Raw genomic sequence first — 22,833 nt, 5'->3', positions numbered from 1 at the left:
CCCGGCGGCCGGCGCTGCGGCCGGCTCCGGCCACAGCCGCGGCGCGCGCGAGCCCGCCGGCAGGGCGAGGACCCGCTGCGGCGCAGCGACGTCGGCGAAGCAGAACACCGCGCCGCCGCGGCCGTCGGAGGCCAGCGCCGAGACCATGCCCTCCGCGGGCAGCGGAACGGTGCGCAGCGGGCGCCCGGTGCGGGCGTCGTGCTCGGTGAGGGTGCTGATGCCCAGCCGGGTGCGCGCCAGCAGCAGGGTCGGCTGCTCCGGCGCGCCGGCGGCGGTGAAGCCGTCCAGCGTGGCTCCGGGGTCCTCGGCTACCGCGGTCGGCCACTGGGCGGGCGGGACCGGGGCCGCCGGGTCGACGGCGCAGATCCGCCGGCGCGGCGCACCCAGTGTGGTGCGGAGGTAGAGGAGGCCGTCCGGCCCCAGGTCTGCGGTGGTCTCGGCTTCCTCACCGACCTGGATCGGGACCCACTGCGGCGCTTCTGCGGCGCCGGGGCGGGACAGGTCGGCGCACCACAGGTCGGTGCGGTGGCCGGTGCCGTGGCTCTCTGAAGCGAGCAGCCAGCGGCCGCCCAGCAGCCGCACGCCGGGCACCGAGCGCTGGGTGGCGCGCTCCCGGACCGGGACGTCCCCGCCGCCCACCCGGTGCAGTCGGATCCCGGCACCGTGCCCGTCGCGGCGCACGTAGTAGAAGGCGTCGGCGGACGGAAGCCACGCCACCGCCGTGTACCGCAGGCCCCCGATCGGCTCCTCGACCGGGCGTCCCGTGCTCGTGCACAGCACCTGCAGGGCACCGCGCTCCGTCCCGCCGGCCGACGTCTGCACCGCCGCGAGGCGCCCGTCCGGCGAGAGCTCCCAGGCGTCGAGGGTGGTGCTGCCCGATGCGTCGGCCTCGGCAGGGTCGTAGAGAACGCGCCAGGAACCCCGTCCCGCCCCGGCGGGATCCGGCCGGCGGTGGGCGCCCTCGGCCGGCGGCGGGGCCTGGGCCCGGGTGTTCAGCGCTGCGGTCCCCATCGGCGGGGTGGCATCGGGGTCCGGCGCGGCTCTGGCGACGAGGCGCGGGTGCTCGGCGCCGGCGGGACGGAAGGCTGCCGCGGCAACACCGCCGCGCAGTACCGGCGGAGACCACTGGTCGGCGGCCGCGAGGGAGGCGATGTCGGCGGCGAGCCGGGCGCGCAGCGGCCAGGACGCGCGGGCGGCGGCGAATGCGCGCTCGCGGTCGGCGAGCCAGCGGCGGGTGCCGGTGCTCTCGCCGTCCTCAAGCCACCGGTACGGGTCGGGGACCGGCCGGCCATGGACGGTGTCCACCGCAGAACGGGCGAAGCGGTCATTCGTGACGCTTGGGCTGCGCACGCTCCACATGGTTCAGGCGGCCCGCGGCGGCGGTCAAGCAACGAATAGCTTCCGCCGCGGGCAGCCCAAAGTGGCACTCAGGCAAGGGTTGGCGCAGGGAAGCGCACGTCAGGCGCTGGCCCCCTCACCCCTCGGCGCCGGGCGGCAGGAGCGGCCCGCCCTCCCACTCCTGGAACACCAGCATCGTCTGGATCTGCAGGATCTCCTCGCGGTCGGCGAGGTCGTCGAAGACCAGCCGCTGGAGCGACGGGACATCGGCGCAGGCCACGAGCACCAGGAAGTCGTCGACGCCGGCGATGTTGTAGAGCGCCCGCGTCTCGGGCCGGGACAGGATGTGCTCGGTGAGCGGCGCCACCACCTCGCGGCTGTGCTGGGTGCGCAGTCTCAAAAACGCCTGGATGGGCAGCCCGAGCGCCTCCGGCGAGACGCGCAGCCGGTACCCCTCGATCACGCCGGCCGCCCGCATCCGGCCCACCCGGTCCAGGCAGGTCGAGGGCGCGATACCGACCTCCGCGGCCAGGTCGCGGTTGGTCATCCGTGCATCGTTCTGCAGAACCCGCAGAATGCGCAAGTCCACCGTATCAAGTGCGGCCTTTTCGGTCATTCGCCGAATATAACACGCCAGTTTGCCGCATACATTGCTGGTCATTCATAATTAAGCCGTAACTCCCGTTGATTGAACGGTTCCCCAGGGCTCCTCCCGCACGGACACCGGAATCCGGGGTGGGCGTGCGGTCAGCGCACGGGATATGAAGGGGGGCCGGGGTGCCGCTTCCGGAGCACCTGGCAGGGTTCATCGCCGCAGGGGTGCTGGTCACAGTGCTGCCCGGCCCGGACTTCATCCTGATCACCCGCAACACGGTGCGGGCCGGCCGCACCGCCGGCTGGGCCACCGCGGCGGGCTCCGTGACCGGCCTCGCGGCCTGGTCGCTGCTGTCGGCAGCGGGTCTCGCGGTCCTGCTCGCCGAGCATCCCGAGGCGCTGTTCGTACTGCGCATCGCCGGCGCCGCCTACCTCCTCTACCTCGGCCTCAGCGCACTCGCCGGAGTACTGCGCGCCCGCCGCCGCAGCGCAGCAGCCGATGCCGCGGCCGCCCCTCCGCCCCGCGGCGGTCCGCCCTACGCCCAGGGGGTCCTGAACAACCTCCTGAACCCGAAGGTGCCGGCCGTCTTCGTGACGATCGTGCCCCAGTTCGTGTCCCACCCGGAGGCGGCCGCGTTCCAGACCGCCGTCCTCGGCGCCGCCCTGATCGGCATCAGCATCGCCTGGTGGAGCACCTATGTCACCGGCATCGGCGCCCTCTCCGCCTTCCTCCAGCGCCGCCGCGTCCGCCAGACCCTCGACACGGCCGGCGCCGTCGGCCTCACCGGCTTCGGCCTCGCCCTGGCCCTGTCCGCCGTGTGACGCGGGGCGGCCTACGCCGCGGGGCCCGCGGGCCGGGCTCCGATCGGCGGGCTCCGCGTGCGGCGCCCGGCGGCGCAGGCCCACCGGCCGGCTCCGCCGAGCACAGGCGCAGGTCGCGCCCCCTCGCCGGCCGCGGCCTTCCGCTCGGCCGCGCACCGGCCCCGCCCGCGCGGCAGCGCGCGGCCGCGACCGGGGTCAGCCCTGCTGCGCCGCGAACGATTCGACGCCGTCGAGCAGGCGCTCGAGGGCGAAGGAGGTTTCCGGGGACAGGGCGGCGGCGGGATCCCAGGACGGGTCGGGCAGGGAGGCGAGGTCGGCGGCGAGGAGGGCGGCGATGTGCGGGTAGCGGCCGGTGCCCGCGGCGCGGGCCAGGATGCCGGCATAGGCGTCGTCGGCCTCGCCCGCGGTCGCTCCGGCTGCTGCGGCGGCCCGCTGCAGGTCGTGGTCGAGCCGGGCCATGGACATCACCGAGATGCTCAGGAAGCTCGCCAGGGACATCGCGCTCGCCGCGTCGACCCCGGCCCGGTCCAGGGCTCCGAGCGCCCGGTCGAGCCAGGTCAGCCGCACCGGGCCGCGGGGCGGCGTGGAGATGGGCGCGCTGAGCACCCAGGGGCGCCGCAGGCCGCGCCGGTAGAGCGCGCGGCACCAGGTGCGCAGCTCGTCGCGCCAATCGGCCGCGGGGTCGGCCTCCGGCGCTTCGCCGATCGCGCTGTCGGACATCAGCTCGACCAGCTGCTCCTTGCCCGACACGTAGCGGTAGAGCGACATGGTGGTGAAGCCGAGGTCGCCGGCCACCCGCTGCATGGTCACCGCATCGAGGCCCTCGGCGTCGGCGATGCCGATGGCCGCGGCCACGATGCGGCCGGTGTCGAGCTTGGGCTTGGGTCCGCGCCTGGGGCGCCCGCCCTCCCCCCACAGCAGATCGAGCGTCGACGGGCCGCCGCGCTCGGCGCCGGCCTCTGCACTGCCACCCCGGTGCGTTCCCTGGCTCGCCATATCCCCATCCGGTTGTCGGTCGCGCTCCCAGCCTAGGCCCCTTCCCTGCCCGCCCCACCAGCCCGCGGGTTGCCGCACGCCATCGAACCGTGTATTAGTTACACTATTAAGTGTATGAGATACACAGATAGGAGGCCTCCGTGTCCGCCACCGCATCGGCCGACGCCGAACCGGCCGCCGTACAGATCCGCGGCCTGTGCAAGAACTACGGGCGCCACCGCGTCCTCGACCACATCGACCTCACCGTGCGCCCGGGCACGGTCCACGCGCTCCTCGGCCCCAACGGCGCGGGAAAGACGACCATCGTCCGCATCGCCGCCACGCTCGCGCGCTACGACGCCGGAACGGTGCGCGTCCTGGGCCGCGACGCGGCGGCTGATGCACCGGCCGTCCGCAGCCGGCTGGGCCTGACCGGGCAGTTCGCCGCCCTCGACCAGCTGCTGACCGGGCGGGAGAACCTGGAGCTGTTCGGGCGCCTGTCCGGGCTCGGTGCGCGCCAGGCGCGGCAGCGCTCCGGCGAGCTACTGGAGCGGTTCGGCCTGGCCGGCGCCGCAGACAAGACCCCGGCGCAGTACTCCGGCGGCATGCGGCGCCGGCTCGACATCGCCGCGGGCACCGTGCAGCAGCCGCGCCTCCTCGTCCTCGACGAGCCCACCACCGGCCTCGACCCGGCCGCGCGCGCCGACGTGTGGGACCTGGTGCGCGAGCTGGTCGGGGGCGGCACGACCGTGCTCCTCACCACCCAGTACCTGGAGGAGGCCGACCGGCTCGCAGACCGCGTCACGGTGATCGACCGCGGCCGGGTGGTCGCCGAGGGCACTCCGGAGGAGCTGAAGGCCCAGTCCGGCCCGGCCCGGATCGAGGCGGGGTTCGCCGGCCCCGGGGAGGCCGCGGCGGCCGCGGCGGTGCTCGCCCCGCTCGGTGCGGAGCACGAGGGCCGCAGGGTGGTGCTGCCGGCCACGGAGAAGATGGCGGCACTGATGGCCGCGGTCCGCGCCCTGGACGCCGCCGGCCTCGTTCCCGACGACCTCGCGGTGCGCGGGCCCGACCTGGACGAAGCCTTCCTGGCACTCACCGGCGCCGCCGCGCCTGCGGCGCCGGCCGCCCCCGAGCGCGTTTCCGCGAAGGAGGACGCATGACCGCCCTGGACACCGCGCCCGCCACGGCGCCCCCGCCGGCGCAGGGGCGGCCGCTGGCCGACGCGGCGGTACTGCTGCGCCGCAACCTGCTGCACGCCGTCCGCAACCCGTTCGAGAGCCTGATCAGCGCCCTCATCCCGCTGATGATGATGCTGCTGTTCGGCTTCGTCTTCGGCGATGCGCTCGCACCGGGCGGCGACGTCGACGCCTACCGGTCCTTCCTCATGCCCGGGCTGATCGCGATGGTGATGCTGAACGGCGTCGGCGGGACCGCGGCCGGCGTCGCGGTCGATGCCGGCCGGGACGTGATGGGCCGGTTCCGCTCGCTGCCGATGGCGCCATCGGCGCTGCTCACCGGCCGCGCCGCCGCCGACACCCTGAAGGCCGCCGTGGAAATCGTCCCGGTAGTGGGCGCCGGCCTGCTGATGGGCTGGTCCATCGACGCCGGCCCCGGCGGGATGCTCGGCGCGGTGGCGCTCGTCCTGCTGCTGCGGATGGCGTTCATCTGGGCCGGGATCCTGCTCGGACTCGCCGTGCGGAACCCGGACACGGCGTCGATGATCGTCTATCCGCTGACCTTTCCGCTGACGGTGCTCTCCACGGCGTTCCTCGATCCGGCGCTCATGCCGGGATGGGTGGGCACGGTCGCCGAGTGGAACCCGCTCTCGGCCACGATCGACGCGACCCGGGAGCTGCTCGGCGCGGGCTCCGCCGCGGGGGCGTGGCCGCGCGAGAACGCCCTGCTGCTGGCGGTGGCCTGGCCGGCGGCGATCACCGCGGTGTGCGCGGCGCTGTCGGTGCGCCGGTTCCGCTCGCTGCGCGACTGACCTGCTGCGGCGCGCCCGGATGCCGCGGGCGCGCCGGAGCCCGCCGGCCTCGCGCCCGGGCGCGGGAGCAACCCTCGGCGCGCCGGCGCGCGTCCCACCGAAGAGGAAACACGCACCGGGCGATTGATCATTCGAAGATCATTAGGGTAGCCTCATCTAAGTGACGGCAGCGCGGCCGGGACTCCGGCGTTCCCGTGCGCCTGCCGGACCCGTTTCGCCCTACGCCACTGCTCGTGCAGAAGGACGGCTCCGTATGCCCTTGGCCCCGCATCCGCTCCGCGCGGTGGTCGACGCGTGCGTCCCGCTCAAGTTCTCCCCGCTGCCGGACCTGCGCACGCCCGAGGTGTCCACGGGCACCGCGCACGCCGCCACCGAGCAGTGGTACCGCACCGACCTCATGGTCGCCGCCGGCGACGTGCCGCGCCTGTTCGACCGGATGACGGAGGCGGGCGGCCCGGAGCACCGGCTGCCCGCGGCCACCGCGTTCCTGAGGGCCACCCTGCGCGAGCCGATCTTCCTGGTCTCGGCCTCGATCTACCTCACCGGCCGCGCCCCCCTGCTCGACGCATCGCACCTGTGGTTCCCCTGGCTGTCGACGCAGGGCTTCGGCACCCCCACCGTCACCGGCGACCGCACCGCGGTCCTGCCGGACGACGTCGCCGCCCACCACCCGCGCAGCATCGTCGCCGAGGACCGCGACGCGCTGGTCCGGATGGCGGCCGAGCACGCCGTGGCGGCGTTCGCGCCGATCGTGCAGGCCGTGCACGCGCACACCCGGGTCGGGCTGCGCACCCTGTGGGGCTGGGTCGTCGACACCGCGCACTTCTACATGCTCAACCCGGCGCGCTTCCTCGGCCACGACGCCGAGTCCGCCTGGGAGCTGGCGTGCTCCTACGGCGACGCGCTCACCGCAGCCGGCGCCATCACGCGGGCGCGCCCCCGCCTCTTCCCCTTCCAGGGCGACCACCCCCGCGGCACCTGGGCGGTCCGCGGCACCTGCTGCTTCGACTACAAGGACGACTCCGAGCACGGCTTCTGCACCACCTGCCCGCTCAAGTGCGACCGCGACCGCACCTCCGAACTCCAGGAGTGGATCCGCGACCCCTCGCTGGCGCCCTGACCGCCGGCGCGCGCGGACGATTGCCCCCTCCGGAACCGGGCCGCCCCAGCGCACGGCTCCCCCGAGCCCGGCGGCAGCACCCCGCCGCAGCGCAGCAGCGGTCCGCGCTGCCCCGGCGCGCGGCTCACCCGCCGTCCGGCACCGCTGCCCGCTCCACCGCGATGACCGCCGCCCCGGCGGGGGCCGCCACCTCGACCGCTCCCCGCACCGCCGCACCGCCGCACCGGCTCCATCGGCCCACGGTGCCGGGCGCGCCGTCCCGCCCAGCCGCCGCGCCCGGCGGGCCAGCCCGGCGGCACCGTCCGCCTCCACCACCAGCGTCCAGGCGGGCGCCGGCCCGCCCGCTCCCCCTCCCCCGGCGGCCGGACCGGCATCTGCGGCCGCGATCAAGGGCCCCGCGGGGCGCGGCCCGGCTCCCCGCTGCCGGCCAGGCGCGCGTAGAACGACGCAGCGCGCTCCGGGTCGGCGCAGGCCAGCAGGGTGCGGGCCGGCTCCGTCCAGCCGCGGAAGGCGCGCCCCTCCCAGAGTGAGAACGCCGCGCCCACCGGATCGATGAGGGTGGCCACCCGGCCCAGGCCTCCGGCGTCGAACGGCGGGACCACGACGTGCGCTCCCGCCGCCTCGGCCCGCGCGGTCATCGCATCGGCGTCGCCGACCCCGATGTAGAAGGCGACGTTGTCGGGCAGGCCCGGCGGATAGACGGGAGCCGAGAGGTCGCTGACCCCGCCGATGTGCACGCCCTCCGCGTGGACCGCACCCGGCCCGCTGCCCGGCTCGGGAGCGGTCAGGCGCCAGCCGAGGAGGGCACCGAAGAAGGCGGACGTGCCCGGCACGTCCCCGGTCTAGAGGTCCATCCAGCAGAATGCCGCAGCCATCGCCCGTCCCGTCGCGCCCATCCCGCCTTCCCCGCGGTCAGACATCCTTGCGGCGGGGCGCGGCGCCGCACAACGGGTTTTCAGGGGGCCTCAGGCGGGCGGCAGCCGGCGGGCCCGCCAGGCGAGGAACAGCACGGGCAGGGTGAACAGGGCGGCGAACACGTTCAGGCCGGCGAAGCCCACCGCGGCGAGCAGCGCACCGGACGCCGCGCCCGCTGCGGCGCCGCCGAGGTTCATCGTCAGGTCGGTGGCGCCCTGCGCACCGGGGCGGACGGCGGGTTCCAGCGCGTCGGCGAGCAGCGCGGAGCAGGAGACCAGGCCGAAGGACCAGCCGAGCCCGAGCAGCACCAGGCCCACCGTCACCATCGGCGAGCCGTGGCCGGCCGACCCGGCGGTGGCGGCGGCCGCCAGCAGGATGCCCTGGCCGAGCAGCAGTACCGGGATCCGCCCGAGCCGGTCGGCGAGCCAGCCCACCAGCGGCGAGAAGGCGTACATTCCGGCGATGTGCAGGCTGATGGTCAGGCCGATGACGGTCAGTTCGGCGCCGCCGTGCGCCATGTGCACCGGCGTCATGGTCATGACCGCGACCATCACGGTGTGCGAGGCGACCGTGCCCACCAGCGCCAGCAGCGCCCGCGGCTCGGCGGCGATCGCGGCGAGCGAGTCGCGCAGCGGGACCTTGGTCCGGGTGGGGCGAGAAGCGCCCGCGGCCGCCGCACCGCCCGCAGGACCCTCGGCGGCGGCACGGGCAGCCAGGAGCGGGTCGGGCCGGAGCAGGGCGGCGATCGCGGCTCCGGCGAGGGCGAACGCCGCCGTGGAGAACACGAGCGGCCCCAGCAGCGGGTCGATCCCGAGCCGCTCCGACACCACCGCGCCGGGGCCGGTCAGGTTGGGGCCGGTAACCGATCCGACCGTGGTCGCCCACACCACCAGCGACAGGTCGCGGCCGCGGGTGCGCTCGGCGGCGAGGTCGGCGGCGGCGTGCCGGGACTGCAGGTTGGTGGCGGTGCCGGCGCCGTAGAGCGCCATCCCGGCGAGGAAGGCGGGGAACAGCCCCGCGTGGGCACCGGCGATCGCGGTGAAACCGCCGGCCGCGGCGATGAACCAGCCCGCCGCCAGCCCGGGACGGCGGCCGCGCCGCCCGGCCAGCGCAGCCAGCGGCAGGGAGAACAGCGCCGCGCCGAGCGTGATGGTGGTCGTGGCCATTCCGGCCCACGCCTGGGAACCGGAGAGGTCCTCGGCGATGAGGCCGCCCATCGACAGGGCGGCGCCGACCCCGATCCCGCCGACGACCTGCGCGCCGGACAGCACCGCGAGCGTCCTGCGCTGCGCACGCGCAAGGTCGGGCACCGCCGGGGCAGCCATGACGCCTCCTGAGCACTCCGCGACCGCGGAAAAGGTGGGATGAACCCGCCCAGACTAGTCCGCCGCGTCCGGGCCGCGCCCGCCGGGAGGGGCGGGCGGGTTCAACCGGCCGTAGCGCCACTGCAGATACCCGTGTTCGCGCTCGGCGCGGCGCATCTCGGCGTAGAGGGCGTGCGGGTCGGCCGCGGAGACCACGGCGCCGCCCGGCGGCAGCGGCCACCGGGCGAACGCCCAGTAGCGCCGGGTGTAGGAGCCCCACACGACCACCCACGCGCCCTGCTTCTGCCACTCGATGTGCGCCGCCACCCGGCGCCGGTCGTCGCCGTCCATAGCACCCGGGTCCCTACCCCCGCGGCGCTCCCCGCCCGCCCCCGCACCCCCGCCCCGATGGGCCGAATGTGGACACCCGCATCACTCGACATCGCACGGTCCGGATCTCCCCTCCCGCACGGAGGCGGACACCCTGGCCCGCAGCTGCGGCGTCACCGGGCTGGATCATGCTCCGCCGGGTGGCCACCACGCCGATGACCTACGCCGGCCCGGCCGGCGCCGGCGCCGCGACCACGCGTACCGGAGGCGTGCCGCTGGTACCGGACGGGTTCGGCTGGCCGCGCTGCACCGAATGCTCGGTGCCGCTGCAGTTCCTGGCGCCCGTGCTGTTCGGCGGGCCCGGTCCGGCAGAGCGTGCGCTGTCGGTCGTCCAATGCCAGAACGGCCCGGGGCTGTACGCGGAGCGGGACCCGGCAGCGGGCGGCAACCGGGCCCTGGTCTTTCCCACCGCGGGACTCACCGCCTCCCCCGTGCCCGCCGGCGGCACGGCGCTCCTTCCCGAGCCCAGCGCCATCGACCGCGTCCCCGCCAGCGCCCCCTGCGCCGAGGCTGGTCCGCAGCGCACTGCAGGCCGGTGCGGGACTTCCTCGGCCAGCTCGGCGGAGCTCCGGCGCGGCTGCGGGGCGACGCAACTCCGGACTGCTTCGCGTGCACCGCGTGCGCCGAGGGCGCGTTCCCCTGGCAGTGCTGGCCACCGCTCGGCACCGCGGCCGGCTGCGGGGCCCGCAGCCGGGCCTCTTCAGGCCCGCTCCACCGGGATCCACAGCTCCGCCTCGACGGTGGAGTCGTCCGGGTAGTCGACGCGGAGGAGCTCGGGGCCGTCGATGGTCCGGTAGGCCGGGTTGGACGGGAAGAACTCGGCGTAGGCGTCCACCCAGATCCGCTGGAGCGCCTCGGGGCAGTCGGCCACCGCGGCGGTGCGGGGGAAGACCGCCCAGGCCGAGGCGGGGACCTCCAGTACGGGAAGGCCGCCGGTGTCGGCGGCAGAGGTCGCGGCGGCGTGCCGGTAGTCGATCTCGGCCCCCTCGGCCCGTTCGGGGCCCAGCGCGGCGGTGACGCCGAGGATGCCGCGCGGCTCCTGGTCGGAGAGCGCGGACACCTGCTCCGAGACCTCGTCGGGGATCCCCGCGAGGAACTCCTCCATGGCGGTGTTGCGGCCCTCGTAGACGATCGGGACCCGCGCGTGCGGCCCGGCGAGGCGGAACGCCTCCTTGTCAACAATGCGGTAGTCCACGGTTCTGCTCCCTTCGACGGTGAGACGGAAGGCGATTCTCGGCTGGGAGGTCAGCACCGCGCCGGAGCGGCGGGCTTCGGCCGGACCGGTGCCGTGCAGCGACCGGAACGCCCGCGCGAACGCCTCGTTGGAGCCGTAGCCGTAGCGCACCGCGATATCGAGCAGCGTCGCCCGGCCCTCCAGCACCTCTGCGGCGGCCAGCGTCAGCCGGCGCCGCCGCGCGTACTCCGCGAGCGGCATCCCGGCCAGCGCCGAGAACGTCCGGCGCAGGTGCGCCGGCGTCGTCAGCGCTTCGCGCGCCATCGCCGCGACGTCCAGCGGCGCGGCCGGATCGTTCTCGATCCGCTCCAGCGCCCGGTTCAACCGGTCCAGCACCGCGCATCCCTCCCTGCCGATCAGCTCCGACTCCCAGTCAATCCGCCGCCCGCCCGGCCCACCCGACCGCACCGGAGCAGCTCCGGTCGGGGGCCGGCTCCGCCGCGGACGCGAACCTGCTCGGGAGCGCCTGCTCAGTCCTCCGCGTGGTGGTCGAGGTTGGCCGTCCCCCTGCGCCAGTATCCGTCCACGACGGCGTTGGCCTTGCGGACGAAGCCGAGCTCGGCCAGGCGCCGGCGGACGGGCTTGAGGCCGGCGGCCTCACCGCCGAACCAGGCGAACCCGGTGCCCGCGGGCAGCCCCGCGGAGTCGAGGGCGCGGGCCAGGAGGCCGGCCGCACCGGGCTCGGTCCCGCCGCGGTGCAGCCAGGTGACGCGCGCCCCGGCGGCGCGGTCCAGGTACCGTTCCTCGGCGGCGTCGGCCACCTCGGCGAATGCGATGACGTGCGCGTCCTCCGGCAGCTCCTCGAGCCGGCGGGCCAGCGCCGGCAGTGCGGTCTCGTCGGCGCCGAGCAAGTGGAAGCCGTAGCCGCCGGCGACGTGCAGGGTGCCGCGCGGGCCGAGGACGCCGAGCGTGTCGCCGGGGCGGGCGTCCATCGCCCACCGGCCGGCCGGTCCGTGGCCGTGGGCGACGAAGTCGACGGTGAGCACGCCGTCCGCGAACCGCCGGACCGTGTAGTCGCGGTAGGTCAGCCCGGGTGCGCGCATGTTCCACCGGCCGTCCGCGGCGACCTGCGGCAGGGCCGGCTCGCGGCTGCCCTCCGGCGGCAGGAAGATCTTCACGTGGTCGTCGAAGTTGTCGCTGGCGAAGCCCTCGGCGTCGGCTCCGGCGAGCTGCACCCGGATCATCCGCGGGGTGACGCGCTCGACCCCGCCGACCTCCAGCAGGCGCGGCTTCAGCGGGTACAGCTCCAGGCGCGGCGCGGGCGGGACGGCTGCTGCGGTCATGCCTTCTCCTGTTCGGCGGTGCCGCCCCGCGGCGGCTGCGCCGGGGCGGGAACGGTTGCGGCGCCGGCCGCGCCGGTTCCGACGGCGCGGCCAGCGTGCCGACCGCGGCACCGCACGCTGCGCCGCCGTAGCTGCCGGTGATGCCGCCCCGGCCGCGCAGCGCACCGGCAGGGCGCGTCCAGCGACAGCGGTCAGGCGCTCAGGCAGCGGAGTCGGCGCCCTTCACTGGACGACCGGGCCCCGGGGGGGGCGGAGACCGGTCCAGTGGGCGTCGATGTGCTGCAGGGCGGCTTCCCGGTCGGCGGGGCCGAAGACGGCGGTCCAGCCGTCCGCGGCCACGGCGCGCTCCGGCCAGAGCGCGTACAGCTCCGCATCGTTGACCAGCACGAGAAACCCGCCCTCGGTGTCGCCGGTGCCCGCGAAGGGAGTGGGGCTCATGGGCGCGGGTCCTCGCTTCTCTCGGACGGGTGGTGCTCGGGCGGGCGGTGCGGGAGCGCTGCGCTGCCGCGCCCAGCCGGTCCGGGTCCGCCGCGGGACAGCCTCTCGCACGCCCTCGAATTAGGCAAGCCTTTCCTCATTGGCTCCACCCCCCGGGGGGAGCGCCCCGATCGCATGCTGCACGGCCGCTCCACGAGCTTTACGACGTAGATCTTGACGTTTCCGGCGGCGCACTGGGTGCCGCCGGACCGGGCGCGGCAGCGGCCCGGACTGGACCCGCGGTCGGGCAGAGCGGGGATGGCGCACGCAGCGGGGCCGGCTCTGCGGCGGCCGGGCAGCGGGATGGTCGGCCGCCGCCCCCGCCCCCGGCGATGGGGCGCGCCCGGACCGCGAGCGCTGGCTGTCCGGCGCCCGATCACCCGCCCACGGCAGGTGACGCACCAGCCGGCCCGCCCTCTCCTGCACCGTCCAACCGCGTGCGGCGGACCAGCACAGCCACCGCCAGTGCCAGGACCGCGGCCAGCACCGCACCGGTTCCGTAGGCCAGCTGGAACCCGGCGGTGAACGCCTCTCCCGCCGCGTCCGTGAGCAGCGCTCCCGCTGCGCCGGGAAGCGCTTCGGCGGCAGCGGCGGCGCCACCGATACTCTCCCCCGCGGCCGCGACCGCGCCGTCCGGAAGCCCCTCCGGAGCGCCCGCTACCAGTACGGCCCGGTACGACACGGCCGCGATACTGCCGAGCACCGCGAGGCCGAGTGCGTTGCCCAGGCCGCCGGCGATATCGGCGACCGCACTGGCCTCCCCCGTGCTCTCCTCGCGCACCGAGGCCACCGCGAGGTTGGTCCCGATGGCGAAGACCGGTCCGATCGCCAGCGCAACGGCCGAGGACACCCCGATCAGCACCGCGGTGTCACCGTGCGGGACTGCGAGCACCATGGCGGCAGCACCGCCCGCGGCTGCGGCCAGCGATCCGCCCAGCGCGAAAGCGGGCCGCATCCAGCGCAGCAGCAGCGGCGCAGACAGCCCGCCCAGCAGCGAGAACACCGCGGGGACGACGAGCAGCAGGCCCGCACGCGCCGGCGGCAGCCCTTGGACCGCCTGGAGGAACTGGGCGAACAGCATGTCGCCGCCCGCGAGTGCGAGCAGCATCAGCAGCAGGGTGGCGACGCCGGCGGTGAAACCGGGGTTGGCGAACAGGCGCAGGTCCAGAAGCGGGTCTGCGGCCCTGCGCTGCCGGCGGATGAAGGCGACACCCGCGGCGGCTCCCACCGCCGCGGCCGCGAGGGGCAGGCCCATCGGCTGCGCCCCGGGGCGGCCCTGGGCGTCGGCGAACTCCTGCAGGCCGTAGACCAGACCGGCGACAGCGATCATCGAAAACAGCACCGACCGCAGGTCCAGGCGCACCCGGCCGGAGCCGCGGCGGGGCGGCAGGAGCGGGACGACGGCGAGCACGAGGACCGCCACCGGTACGTTCACGAGGAAGACCGCGCCCCACCAGAAGGTGTCGAGCAGGATCCCGCCGACCGGCGGCCCCAGCGCCATACCGGCCGAGAACATGCTCATGACGACGGCCACGGCGACGGAGAACTGCCGGGGCCGGCGGAACACCTCGCGCAGGAGGCCGAGAACGCTCGGGGCGAACGTCGCGGCGGAGACTCCGAGAAGGGCGCGCATCCCGATGAGCGCCTCCGGGGTCGGGGCGAACGCCGCACCGAGGGAGGCGGCGCCGAACCCCGCCGCTCCGAACGCGAGCAGGCGCCGCCGCCCCAGCCGGTCGCCCAGGCGGCCCATCACGAGCGCCACCCCGACGGCGAAGAGGTCTCCGGCGTGCAGCATCCACAGCTGCTGCGTGCTGCCCGGGGCGAGGTCGGCCGCGATCCCGGGGAGTACGAGGAACAGGATGCTCATGTCCATGGTGCTCATCAGCATCGGAAGCGCGAGCACCGCCAGAACCGCCCAGGCCCGCGGCCCCGCTCGCGGCGGAATCGGTGCGGCCGCGCCTGGCTGGCCAGTCTCTGATCTCTGCACGGTGCAACCCCTCGGTCCGCTGCTCGGCGCCGCAGCGCCCGGTCGGGGCCGACCATAAAACTTCACGTTAACCTGAACTCAACCGGCGGCCGCGGGCGCCCGCTCCGCGGCCGGAACCGGGAATAGCACGCCGCCGGCGCGGCGGCCCGGACCGGAGCCCGGCAGCGGGGCCAGCGCCGGCCACCGCCGTGCCCGGCGAATGCTGGACGGCCCGATCACCGCCCGCGCCCGCGCAGCCGCCGGACAGAGCGCTGCGCCCGGCGGTCCCAGGCCCGTGGAGCAGGCGCGGCGTTGGAGCGCGGCGGCGGGTGCGAGCCGCTGCCGCGCTGCAGGTCGGGGCCTGGGCGGTCCGGGGGGACTCGCTGCGGCCGCTGCAGCGGATGGAAGCTGCCGGGGTGCCGGACGGCGCGTCCCTCTGCGCCGTCCGGCACCCGGGTCAGACGCAGGGCGGCTGCCGGGGGTTCAGCGGCACGCGCCCGGGTGGCCGGATGCGGCCCCCGCACTACGGTGGCGGGTGGAGTGCGAAGTCCGCCCACACGGTGGCAGGCGCGGGCGCCGGCGCGCCGTGGACTCCCCACGCCAGGGCGACGGCGGCGACGAGCAGCAGGCCGCGGCGGTCGGTGGCGGTGCGCCACTGCGCATCGGCGCGGGGCGGGATGCGCGGGGCGGTGGCAGCGCCGCCGGCGTCGGCGACGGCGAGGCGGATCCGGTCGCCGGGCACCAGGGCCAAGCGGTACGACACGCGGCCGCCGGGTGCACCGGAGCGGGTGTGCCGGACCGCGTTGGCGAACAGCTCGGATGCGCACAGGGCCACCGCGGCACCGAGCGGCTCGGGATATCCGTCCAGGTCGGCACGGATGTCGCCGCGGACCCGGGCGGCCTGGTCGGGGGTGCCGGTGTAGTGCCGCGCCGCCCACCGGCTGCGGCGCAGCAGCACCGGCGACAGCGCCGCAGCCGCGGCGGGCCCGGGCGGCGCGCCCGCGGACGCCTGCGGCACGGGCCCCTGCCCCGATGCCTCGGGCCCCGCTCCGGCGGGAGCGGGTGCGGCGGAGGCGGCCCGGTGCGGATCGGGAGCAGCGGAACCGCACCTCCAGCGGCGGAACGGACGCGGTCGGGCGGTGGCGGAGGGCGGTCGCGGCTCGGGGACATTGTGCGGGGTGCGCAGGTAGTCCGGCATTCTCCGACGGTAGGCGGCCCGGCCCTCCCGCGGGTGTCCGATCCGCGACCTGTGGACAACTGCTGCGCGGCGCCTCCGCACCCGAGCGCCTCCGCCGCCCCTGCCGCACCCCGTCCGTCGGCGCCCCGGTCCCGCAGCACGGCGCCGCGCATCCGGTGGCCCCGCTCGCCCACCTGGTACGCCAGGTCCGCGTCGGCCGGTGCCTCAGCGGGCGTCCATCCGGGGGAAGACGACACGCTCCAGGATGAGCAGGACGGCCGCTGCGGCGGGGACCGCGATGAGGGCGCCGACGAGCCCGAGGAGCGCACCGCCGACCAGGGCGAAGGTGATGGTGGCCGTCGGCGGGACGCGGACCGAGCGCTGCATGATCCGCGGCGAGATCACGTAGGCCTCGATCTGCTGGTAGACGAGGAAGAACACCAGCGTTATCAGGCCCATCTTCAGGTCGGTGACCGCCACGGCGGCGGACGCGGCCAGTGCGCCGATCGTGGTGCCGACCAGCGGGATGAGCGCGGTGATGCTGATGACCAGGGCCAGCGTGAGTGCATAGCCGGAGCCGATCGCGGTCAGGAAGAGGAACGCGACCAGGCCGCCGATCGCCGCGATGAGGAGCTGGCCGCCGATGAAGTCGCCGACCCGGGCCACGATCTCGTCGCCCAGCTCGCGCACCCGCGCCCGGCTGGACGCCGGGACCAGGCGGTACCCCGTCTCGGACATGACCGGCAGCGAGGCCATGAAGAACAGCGTCAGCACCAGCACGGTGAACACGGCGAAGACGGAGTTCAGCACGGCCTGGCCGAGGCCGAACACACCGCCGAACACCTGCTGGCCGAAGTCGGCGCTGGAGGCGACCTCCTGCAGCTGGTGCAGGATGCCGAACCTGCGGTCCAGATCGGCGATGAACCCGTGCTCCTGGAGGTTCTGCAGCTCCTGCGGCGCCGAGGCGGCGAACCCGGCGATCTGGCTGGTGAGCGGCGGCACGACGGCCCAGGCGAAGACCGCCGCGAGCAGCACGAGCACGGCGCACACGGCGAGGATCGCGGCCCAGCGCGGCAGTCCGCGGCGGCGCAGCGCCTCGATGATCGGGTTGAGGCCGATCGCGAGGAAGAGCGCCACGAGGATGTTGACCAGGACACCCTGGATGCCGATCAGCGCCTGCACGACCATCCAGGCGGTGAGCACGCCGAGCGCGCCGGTGAACCCGAGCACGAAGTAGTTGGGGTGGCCGCCGGCGCCGCGCCCGCCCGCCAGCCCGGTGCCGTCCCCGGGCGGCGGTTCGCCGGCGGGCGGCGCCGGCGCACCGCTTTCGGCGTGCGCACCGAAGGCATCCGCCGGGGCCGCGGAGACCGCGCCCCCGCTCTCCGCCGCGCCGCCCGCAGCGGCGCCGGCACCAGCGCCGCCGCCGTCCGCGGGCACGGGGCCGGATTCCGGCCCGGCGGCGTCCGCTGCGTCCGGGCCGGGGCCGGCACCACCGCGCGCACTGCCGCCGCGGGGCACCGGGTCCCCGCCCGCCGTCTCTTCCCCGCCCATCTGGGCCTCCTCCGGTCCGGACGCGAACACGCTAGCGCGCACGGCGGCGCGGCCCCACGGTGGCGCGCGGGCATAGGCTCGCCCGGAAGCGGACACGCCCCCGGCACGGCGCCGGGGCCAGAGAGGAGACGACCGGGAATGGTACGGCTCGGAACATCCGACCTCGACGTGCACCCCCTGATCCTCGGCGGCAACACGTTCGGCTGGACGAGCAGCGAGGCCGACTCGCACCGGGTGCTGGACGCCTTCACCGGCGCCGGCGGGTCCATGGTCGACACCGCCGACGGGTACTCCTCGTGGGTGCCGGGGCACAGCGGCGGCGAGTCGGAGGAGGTGATCGGAGCGTGGCTGGCCGCGCGGGGGCACCGCGACGACGTGGCGATCACCACGAAGGTGTCCACCCACCCCCGGTTCACCGGTCTGGCGCCCCGCACCGTGCAGGCGGGGGCGGAGGCGTCGCTGCGCCGGCTGCGCACCGACCGGATCGACCTCTACTACGCGCACTTCGACGACCCGGAGACCCCGCTTGAGCAGACGGTCCGGGCATTCGACGCGCTGGTCACCGCGGGCAAGGTGCGCTATGTGGGGCTGTCGAACTACACCCCGGAGCGGATCGGCGAGTGGCTGAAGACCGCCGACGGCATCGGGGCAGCGCGCCCGGTGGTGCTGCAGCCGCAGTACAGCCTGGTGCACCGGGGCTCCTACGAGGGCGCACTGCAGGAGCTGGCGCTCGGCGAGGACCTGGCGGTGACGCCCTACTTCGCGCTGGCGGCGGGCTTCCTCACCGGCAAGTACCGCACCCGCGCCGACCTCGAGCAGAGCGCCCGCAGCGGCCTGGTCGGCCGCTACTTCAGCGACGCCGGGCTGGCGGTGGTGGACGCGCTCGCCGAGATCGCGGCGGCCCGCGGCGCGGAGCTCTCCACGGTGGCGCTGGCGTGGGTGCTGGGCCGGCCGGGCGTCTCCGGCGTGCTGGCCAGTGCGAGCCGCGTCGAGCAGCTGCCGGCGCTGATGGCAGCGGCCGACCTGCGCCTCACCGCCGACGAGGCAGCCGAGCTCACCCGCCGCTCCAGTGCGGTGCCGGCCTGAACCCCGGGCAGCAGGCACCGGCGGGCCCCGCCTAGGCGGGGTCCGCCGGCCGTCCGGTCAGCGGGGCGGAGCGCCTCACGGGTTCCGCGTGGTGTGCATGGACTCCCCTTCGGGGCCGTCGTCCTCCTCGTCGGCATCGGAGTAGGGGATCTGGGGGTCGCGTCCGCCCCGCCGGTTCTCCTCGGCGACGGCGTCGCTGATGCCGAGCTCGCCGCGGGAGTCGTCCTCTTCCACGTCGAGCTCGCCCTCTGGCGGGTCTTCGATGTAGCGCTCCCACATGCCGACCTCGGTTACCTGGTCGTCGTCGTCCAGCTCCTCCTGCAGGTGCCGGTCCTCGGTGCGCTCCCGGCGCAGCCGGGGGTCGTCCCCTCCGGCGCGCTCGGACTCCCATTCCGGGTCGCGCTCGCTCATGGCGCCTCCTCCCCCTCGGTGTCGCCGCCCGGCGCGGGATCCGCGCCGGCTTCGGTTGCCGGTAGCCGCAGCACCAGCACCGCTCCCCCCAGGAGCGGACTCTCCCCCGCCGTCAGCGTTCCCCCGTGCGCCTCAGCCACGCCGCGCGAGATGGCCAGGCCGAGCCCTGACCCGCCCGGGTCGCGGCGGCGCGACTCGGCGAGGCGCGCGAACCGCTCGAAGATGCGCTCGCGCTGCTCCACCGGGATGCCGGCGCCGTCGTCGTGCACTTCGAGGACCGCTTCGCCGCCGTCCTTGGCGGGCGTGCGGGCCACCGTGCCCCGTACGCGGCCGCGGGCGTGCCGCTCGGCGTTGGCGATGAGGTTGGTGAGCAGCCGCTCCAGGGCGACGGGGTTGCCGTCGACCACTGCTCCGCCGGCGAGGTCGGTCTGGACCGGGTGCGGCCACGGAACGGCGCCGGCGCCGTTCCGGGCCAGCTCGGCGAGGTCCACCGGGACCGACTCGCTCCGGTCGGATTCAAGGCGGGCCAGGGCGAGGAGGTCGTCGACGAGCTGCTCCAGCCGGTCCACGTCGCTGAGGACGCCGCGCAGCGCGCGCCGGGCCTCCTCGCCGCCCAGCTCGGGCTCGGAGATCTCGACCTCGACGCGGGTGCGCATGCCGGCGATGGGTGTGCGCAGCTCGTGGGAGGCGTCGGAGACGAAGGCGCGCTGCCGGTCCAGGGCCGCCTGCATCCGGTCCAGCGTCGTGTTCGCGGTGCGGGCGAGATCGTCGATCTCGTCGCCGGTGGCGGGCACGGTCAGCCGCTGGCGGAGGTCGGAGGTCGACAGGCGCTCCAGTTCGGAGCGGATCCGCTCGACGGGGCGCAGCGTCCGCCCGGTCGACCACCACACCAGGGCACCGAACGCCGCCAGGGTGACGCCGCCCAGCGCTGCGATGCCGGCGCTGATCCAGACCGCCTGGGCCCGCTCGGAGTCGACGACGGCGGCGTAGACGATCACCGGCCCCTGGTCGGGTGTGTCCACGGTGATGCCGACGATGCGCAGGCACTGCGCGAGCCCGAGGGCGTCCGGGCAGCGGATGTCCTCGACCCGGAAGTCGCCGCCGGTGGGGCGCTTGGTGCTCAGAGCGGCGCGGCCCTGCATCGCGGCGCTCGCACCGATGACGCGGCCGTCGCGGTCGACCGCCTGGATGCGCAGTACGCCGTGCTCGACCGGGATGGGGTCCTGGCCGCGGCCCTGCTCCCACTGGGCGGCGACGGTGCGGGCGACCTGGGAGACCCGCTCGGTCTGCACGGTGTCCAGTTGCAGCTGGATGCCGAGCACGGCGGCCACGCACGCCAGGGTGACCACGGGGACCATGGCGAGCAGCGCGCGGACGGTCATCCGCGCGCGGATCGATTGCGGTCTCCGCAGCCGCCAGCGTGCCATGGCCCTCCGCCGGCTCGCCCGCCAGGTCAGAGCCGATGCTTCCAGCCGTGCCTGCCGCCGGCGGGGCCCGCGCGCCGGCCCGGACGCGATGTTGGCCCCGGATTGACCGTGCGCTGACGGCGCGGGCGTTCCCGCTCCGGCGGCGGGGTGCGTGCTGCAGTGCCGCGCCCGGTTCTGCAGTGCACAACATTGCGTCCCGTCCCTTCAGGGCCGCGCGGGGCGGCCGTACATTCGGCCCAGCGGTGCGGTCCGGTATAGACCATTTGCCCGGCGCGCCGGCTCCACCCCCCTGTCCCTGCACTCGCTCGCTCCCACCCCCCCTGCTGGTTCCCCTCCGGCGAAGGAGATCCGATGCGATCCGCACGCCTGGCGCGCCTCGGCGCGCTGTCCCTGAGCGCAGCCCTGCTGGCGGCCTGCGCGCCCGCGCAGAGCGGCCCGGCCGGCTCCGGCGCCGACGAAACCGAGGGCACCCTGCGGGTGTGGCTCTTCTCCGAGGTCGACGGCGAACCGAAGGAGGCCGTGGTCGACGAGGCCGTCGCCGAGTTCGAGGACGCCCACGAGGGGGTGACCGTCGACGTGAGCTACATCGCGGTGGACACCCGCGCCGAGCGCTTCCAGGGCGCCTTCAACGACCCGGCGTCGGCGCCCGACGTCGCCGAGTACGGCAACACCGACCTCGCGGGCTACGTCGACTCCGGCGGGTTCGCCGACCTGACCGAGGACCTCGCCGACTGGGACGGCCTCGGCGACATCCCCGACGACATCGCCGCAACCGCCCAGGCGGACGGCGGCATGTACGGCGTTCCGTGGTTCCTCGGGGCCCGCGCGCTGTTCTACCGGACCGACGTATTCGAGGAGCTGGACCGCGAGGCGCCGGAGACCCTGGACGACATGGTCGAGGCCGGGCGCGAGGCGCGCGAGGCGGACGGCGACCTGCTCGGCGTCTCCTCCGGCGGCGCCTACACCTACGCGTTCCTGCCGTTCGTGTGGGCGCACGGCGGCGACGTCGCCGAGGGCGAGGAAGGCTCCTACACCGCGGCGATCGACTCGGCGGAGGCCAAGGAGGGCATCGAGCTCTACTCCGAGATCCTCGCCGACGACGTCTGCCCGCCGCAGACCTGCTCGGAGATGACCGGCAACGACAGCGTGCAGAACTTCGTCGCCGGACGCGCCGCGATGACCGTCGGCGGCAACTTCAACCTCAAGGCCGTGCAGGACTCCGAGGTCGCCGACGACTACGCGGTGGTGCCGCTGCCCGGCACCGAACCGGGCCAGCCGGCGCCGGTCTTCGCCGGCGGAAACAACCTGGGGGTGCTGGCCGGCACCGATAAGCGCACGCTGTCCGTGCAGTTCGTACAGCATCTGGCCGGCAAGGAGTACCAGAAGGCGATGTACGAGGCGATGGGCAACCTGCCGGTCTACACCGACGTGCAGGACGAGCTGCGCGAGTCCGACGCCGACGTCGCGCCGTTCATCGACGCCCTCGACGCCGGCACCCGGTTCGTCCCGGTGACCGGCGAGTGGGCCGCGATCGACGCCGAGCAGGTGCTGCCGACGATGCTGCAGCGCATCGCGGCGGGCGACGCGTCGGTCGACGAGGCCGCGGGGGAGGCCGCAGACACCCTCGACGACTCCTTCGGCGGGGAGTGACCGGTACCGATGGGACTCTCCGCACCCGCTGTTGCGCGGCGCCCCCCGGGGCCGGCGCAGCGGCAGCGGCGCAGCGCGCCCGGCGGTCCGGGCACCGCCGGGCGGCGCCGCCTCGAACCGTGGATGTACCTGGTGCCCGCGCTGGCGGTGCTCGGCACGATGCTGGTCTACCCGCTGTACCAGCTGGTGCTGGTGTCGTTCTACGACTACCGCCAGCCGCAGGTGACCGGCGCTGAGCCGCTCCGCTTCATCGGCCTGGCCAACTACCGGGACCTGCTGGGCGACCCGCTGTTCTGGGAGGTGCTGCTCAACACCGTCGTGTTCGCGGGGGCCTGCGTGGCCGGCACCATCCTGGTCGGCGGCGCCCTGGCGGTGCTCGCGACGCGGCTGTCGCCGTGGGTGCGCACCGCGATGTTCCTCGCCGCTCTGGGCGCCTGGGCGACGCCGGCGGTCACCGGCAGCGCCGTGTGGCTGTTCCTGTTCGACCCGACGCTCGGCCCGGTCAACCAGGCGCTGGCCGGCCTCGGGTTCGCCGAGTTCGCCGGCCACTCCTGGACCTACACCAAGGGCTCGGCGTTCCTGCTGGTCGGCTCGCAGGTGGTGTGGTGCTCGTTCCCGTTCGTGATGGTGACGCTCTACGCCGGCATCCGGAACATCCCGGCCGAGGTGGTGGAGGCGGCGCGGCTCGACGGCGCCTCCACCGGCCGGATCGCGGTTTCGGTACTGCTGCCGATGCTGCGGCCGGCGATGGCGATCGTGACCATCCAGTCGATCATCTGGGACTTCAAGATCTTCACGCAGATCTACATCATGACCGGCGGCGGAGGCATCGCCGGGCAGAACCTGGTGCTCAACGTCTACGCCTACCAGCAGGCGTTCGCCTCCGGGCAGTACGGGACGGGGTCGGCGATCGGCGTCATCACGACGCTGCTGCTGCTCCTGATCACGCTCGCCTATCTGCGGGCACTGCGCCGCCAGGGAGAGGTGCTGTGATGCCGAGTTCCCTGCGGGCAGCGGAGCCCCCCGAGAGCACGGACCGGCCCGCCCGCACCGAGGGCGCCGGGTCCGGCGGCCCGCCGGGCCGCGCCGGGCACGCGCGCCGCGGCGGCCGCACTGCGGGCGCGCG

The 22,833-nt window shown here is 75.4% G+C and carries 21 protein-coding genes; 7 read left to right on the top strand and 14 right to left on the bottom strand.

Translation table 11 applies throughout. The annotated features are described in order from the left end of the window. Both ACYVGT_RS26665 and ACYVGT_RS26660 read right to left on the bottom strand, forming a co-directional pair. Positions 1-1,350, bottom strand: a 1,350-nt coding sequence (locus tag ACYVGT_RS26665; RefSeq protein WP_460863252.1) for a prolyl oligopeptidase family protein, incomplete at its 3' end; no start/stop codon positions are given. A 124-nt stretch (positions 1,351-1,474) separates the two neighbouring features. Further along, complete coding sequence (locus ACYVGT_RS26660) at positions 1,475-1,954, bottom strand: Lrp/AsnC family transcriptional regulator (RefSeq protein ID WP_460863250.1); 480 nt, start codon at positions 1,952-1,954, stop codon at positions 1,475-1,477. Between the two features lie 161 nt (positions 1,955-2,115). Here ACYVGT_RS26660 and ACYVGT_RS26655 point away from each other — a divergent pair, with 161 nt between their 5' ends. After that, a complete protein-coding gene (locus ACYVGT_RS26655) occupies positions 2,116-2,754 on the top strand; it encodes a LysE family translocator (protein WP_460863249.1) in 639 nt (212 codons plus the stop codon). A gap of 195 nt (positions 2,755-2,949) precedes the next feature. Here ACYVGT_RS26655 and ACYVGT_RS26650 read toward each other — a convergent pair whose 3' ends face one another. Then, positions 2,950-3,750 carry a TetR/AcrR family transcriptional regulator gene (locus tag ACYVGT_RS26650; RefSeq protein WP_460863247.1) on the bottom strand — a complete coding sequence of 267 codons (801 nt, stop codon included), beginning with the start codon at positions 3,748-3,750 and terminating at the stop codon, positions 2,950-2,952. A 140-nt stretch (positions 3,751-3,890) separates the two neighbouring features. Here ACYVGT_RS26650 and ACYVGT_RS26645 point away from each other — a divergent pair, with 140 nt between their 5' ends. From ACYVGT_RS26645 to ACYVGT_RS26635, 3 genes are all read left to right on the top strand, one after another. After that, on the top strand, positions 3,891-4,889 hold the full coding sequence (locus ACYVGT_RS26645) for an ABC transporter ATP-binding protein (RefSeq protein ID WP_460863244.1): 999 nt from the start codon (positions 3,891-3,893) through the stop codon (positions 4,887-4,889). After that, the gene (locus tag ACYVGT_RS26640) at positions 4,886-5,716 is read left to right on the top strand and encodes an ABC transporter permease (RefSeq protein ID WP_460863243.1); all 831 of its coding nucleotides are present in this window, start codon (positions 4,886-4,888) and stop codon (positions 5,714-5,716) included. Before ACYVGT_RS26645 ends, ACYVGT_RS26640 begins: the two co-directional genes overlap by 4 nt. Before the next feature lie 253 nt (positions 5,717-5,969). Continuing rightward, positions 5,970-6,836, top strand: coding sequence for a ferric iron reductase FhuF-like transporter family protein (locus ACYVGT_RS26635; protein ID WP_460863240.1), 867 nt, complete (start codon positions 5,970-5,972; stop codon positions 6,834-6,836). 386 nt (positions 6,837-7,222) lie between these two features. On the opposite strand, the gene ACYVGT_RS26630 is transcribed toward ACYVGT_RS26635, so the two are convergent. From ACYVGT_RS26630 to ACYVGT_RS26590, 9 genes are all read right to left on the bottom strand, one after another. Further along, on the bottom strand, positions 7,223-7,669 hold the full coding sequence (locus ACYVGT_RS26630; RefSeq protein WP_460863239.1) for a VOC family protein: 447 nt from the start codon (positions 7,667-7,669) through the stop codon (positions 7,223-7,225). A gap of 132 nt (positions 7,670-7,801) precedes the next feature. Then, positions 7,802-9,076, bottom strand: coding sequence for an MFS transporter (locus tag ACYVGT_RS26625; protein ID WP_460863237.1), 1,275 nt, complete (start codon positions 9,074-9,076; stop codon positions 7,802-7,804). A 54-nt stretch (positions 9,077-9,130) separates the two neighbouring features. Continuing rightward, on the bottom strand, positions 9,131-9,406 hold the full coding sequence (locus ACYVGT_RS26620) for a hypothetical protein (RefSeq protein WP_460863234.1): 276 nt from the start codon (positions 9,404-9,406) through the stop codon (positions 9,131-9,133). 739 nt (positions 9,407-10,145) lie between these two features. Beyond that, on the bottom strand, positions 10,146-11,015 hold the full coding sequence (locus tag ACYVGT_RS26615; protein ID WP_460863232.1) for an AraC family transcriptional regulator: 870 nt from the start codon (positions 11,013-11,015) through the stop codon (positions 10,146-10,148). Between the two features lie 134 nt (positions 11,016-11,149). Next, on the bottom strand, positions 11,150-11,962 hold the full coding sequence (locus ACYVGT_RS26610; protein WP_460863230.1) for a siderophore-interacting protein: 813 nt from the start codon (positions 11,960-11,962) through the stop codon (positions 11,150-11,152). 222 nt (positions 11,963-12,184) lie between these two features. Continuing rightward, positions 12,185-12,400: an MbtH family NRPS accessory protein gene (locus ACYVGT_RS26605; protein WP_460863228.1), complete on the bottom strand. Its 216-nt coding sequence runs from the start codon at positions 12,398-12,400 to the stop codon at positions 12,185-12,187. A gap of 415 nt (positions 12,401-12,815) precedes the next feature. Further along, a complete protein-coding gene (locus ACYVGT_RS26600; protein WP_460863227.1) occupies positions 12,816-14,321 on the bottom strand; it encodes an MFS transporter in 1,506 nt (501 codons plus the stop codon). Positions 14,322-14,928: 607 nt separating this feature from the next. Then, positions 14,929-15,423, bottom strand: coding sequence for an ATP-binding protein (locus ACYVGT_RS26595; protein WP_460863224.1), 495 nt, complete (start codon positions 15,421-15,423; stop codon positions 14,929-14,931). A gap of 384 nt (positions 15,424-15,807) precedes the next feature. Beyond that, complete coding sequence (locus ACYVGT_RS26590) at positions 15,808-17,133, bottom strand: AI-2E family transporter (RefSeq protein ID WP_460863222.1); 1,326 nt, start codon at positions 17,131-17,133, stop codon at positions 15,808-15,810. A gap of 138 nt (positions 17,134-17,271) precedes the next feature. On the opposite strand from ACYVGT_RS26590, the gene ACYVGT_RS26585 reads away from it, so the two are divergent. Next, positions 17,272-18,219: an aldo/keto reductase gene (locus ACYVGT_RS26585; RefSeq protein ID WP_460863220.1), complete on the top strand. Its 948-nt coding sequence runs from the start codon at positions 17,272-17,274 to the stop codon at positions 18,217-18,219. 75 nt (positions 18,220-18,294) lie between these two features. On the opposite strand, the gene ACYVGT_RS26580 is transcribed toward ACYVGT_RS26585, so the two are convergent. Both ACYVGT_RS26580 and ACYVGT_RS26575 read right to left on the bottom strand, forming a co-directional pair. Next, positions 18,295-18,630 carry a hypothetical protein gene (locus tag ACYVGT_RS26580; protein ID WP_460863219.1) on the bottom strand — a complete coding sequence of 112 codons (336 nt, stop codon included), beginning with the start codon at positions 18,628-18,630 and terminating at the stop codon, positions 18,295-18,297. Next, positions 18,627-20,012 (bottom strand): sensor histidine kinase, encoded by a 1,386-nt coding sequence (locus tag ACYVGT_RS26575; RefSeq protein WP_460863216.1) that lies wholly within the window; start codon positions 20,010-20,012, stop codon positions 18,627-18,629. Before ACYVGT_RS26575 ends, ACYVGT_RS26580 begins: the two co-directional genes overlap by 4 nt. A gap of 396 nt (positions 20,013-20,408) precedes the next feature. On the opposite strand from ACYVGT_RS26575, the gene ACYVGT_RS26570 reads away from it, so the two are divergent. Continuing rightward, positions 20,409-21,707, top strand: coding sequence for an extracellular solute-binding protein (locus ACYVGT_RS26570; protein WP_460863213.1), 1,299 nt, complete (start codon positions 20,409-20,411; stop codon positions 21,705-21,707). Positions 21,708-21,716: 9 nt separating this feature from the next. Beyond that, positions 21,717-22,700, top strand: coding sequence for a carbohydrate ABC transporter permease (locus tag ACYVGT_RS26565; protein WP_460863210.1), 984 nt, complete (start codon positions 21,717-21,719; stop codon positions 22,698-22,700). Positions 22,701-22,833: the final 133 nt, after the last annotated feature.

The sequence above is a fragment of the Nocardiopsis coralliicola genome, from assembly GCF_054779695.1.
Note: the sequence above shows the minus strand (reverse complement) of the source record. Positions and strands in the feature narration are given on the sequence as shown.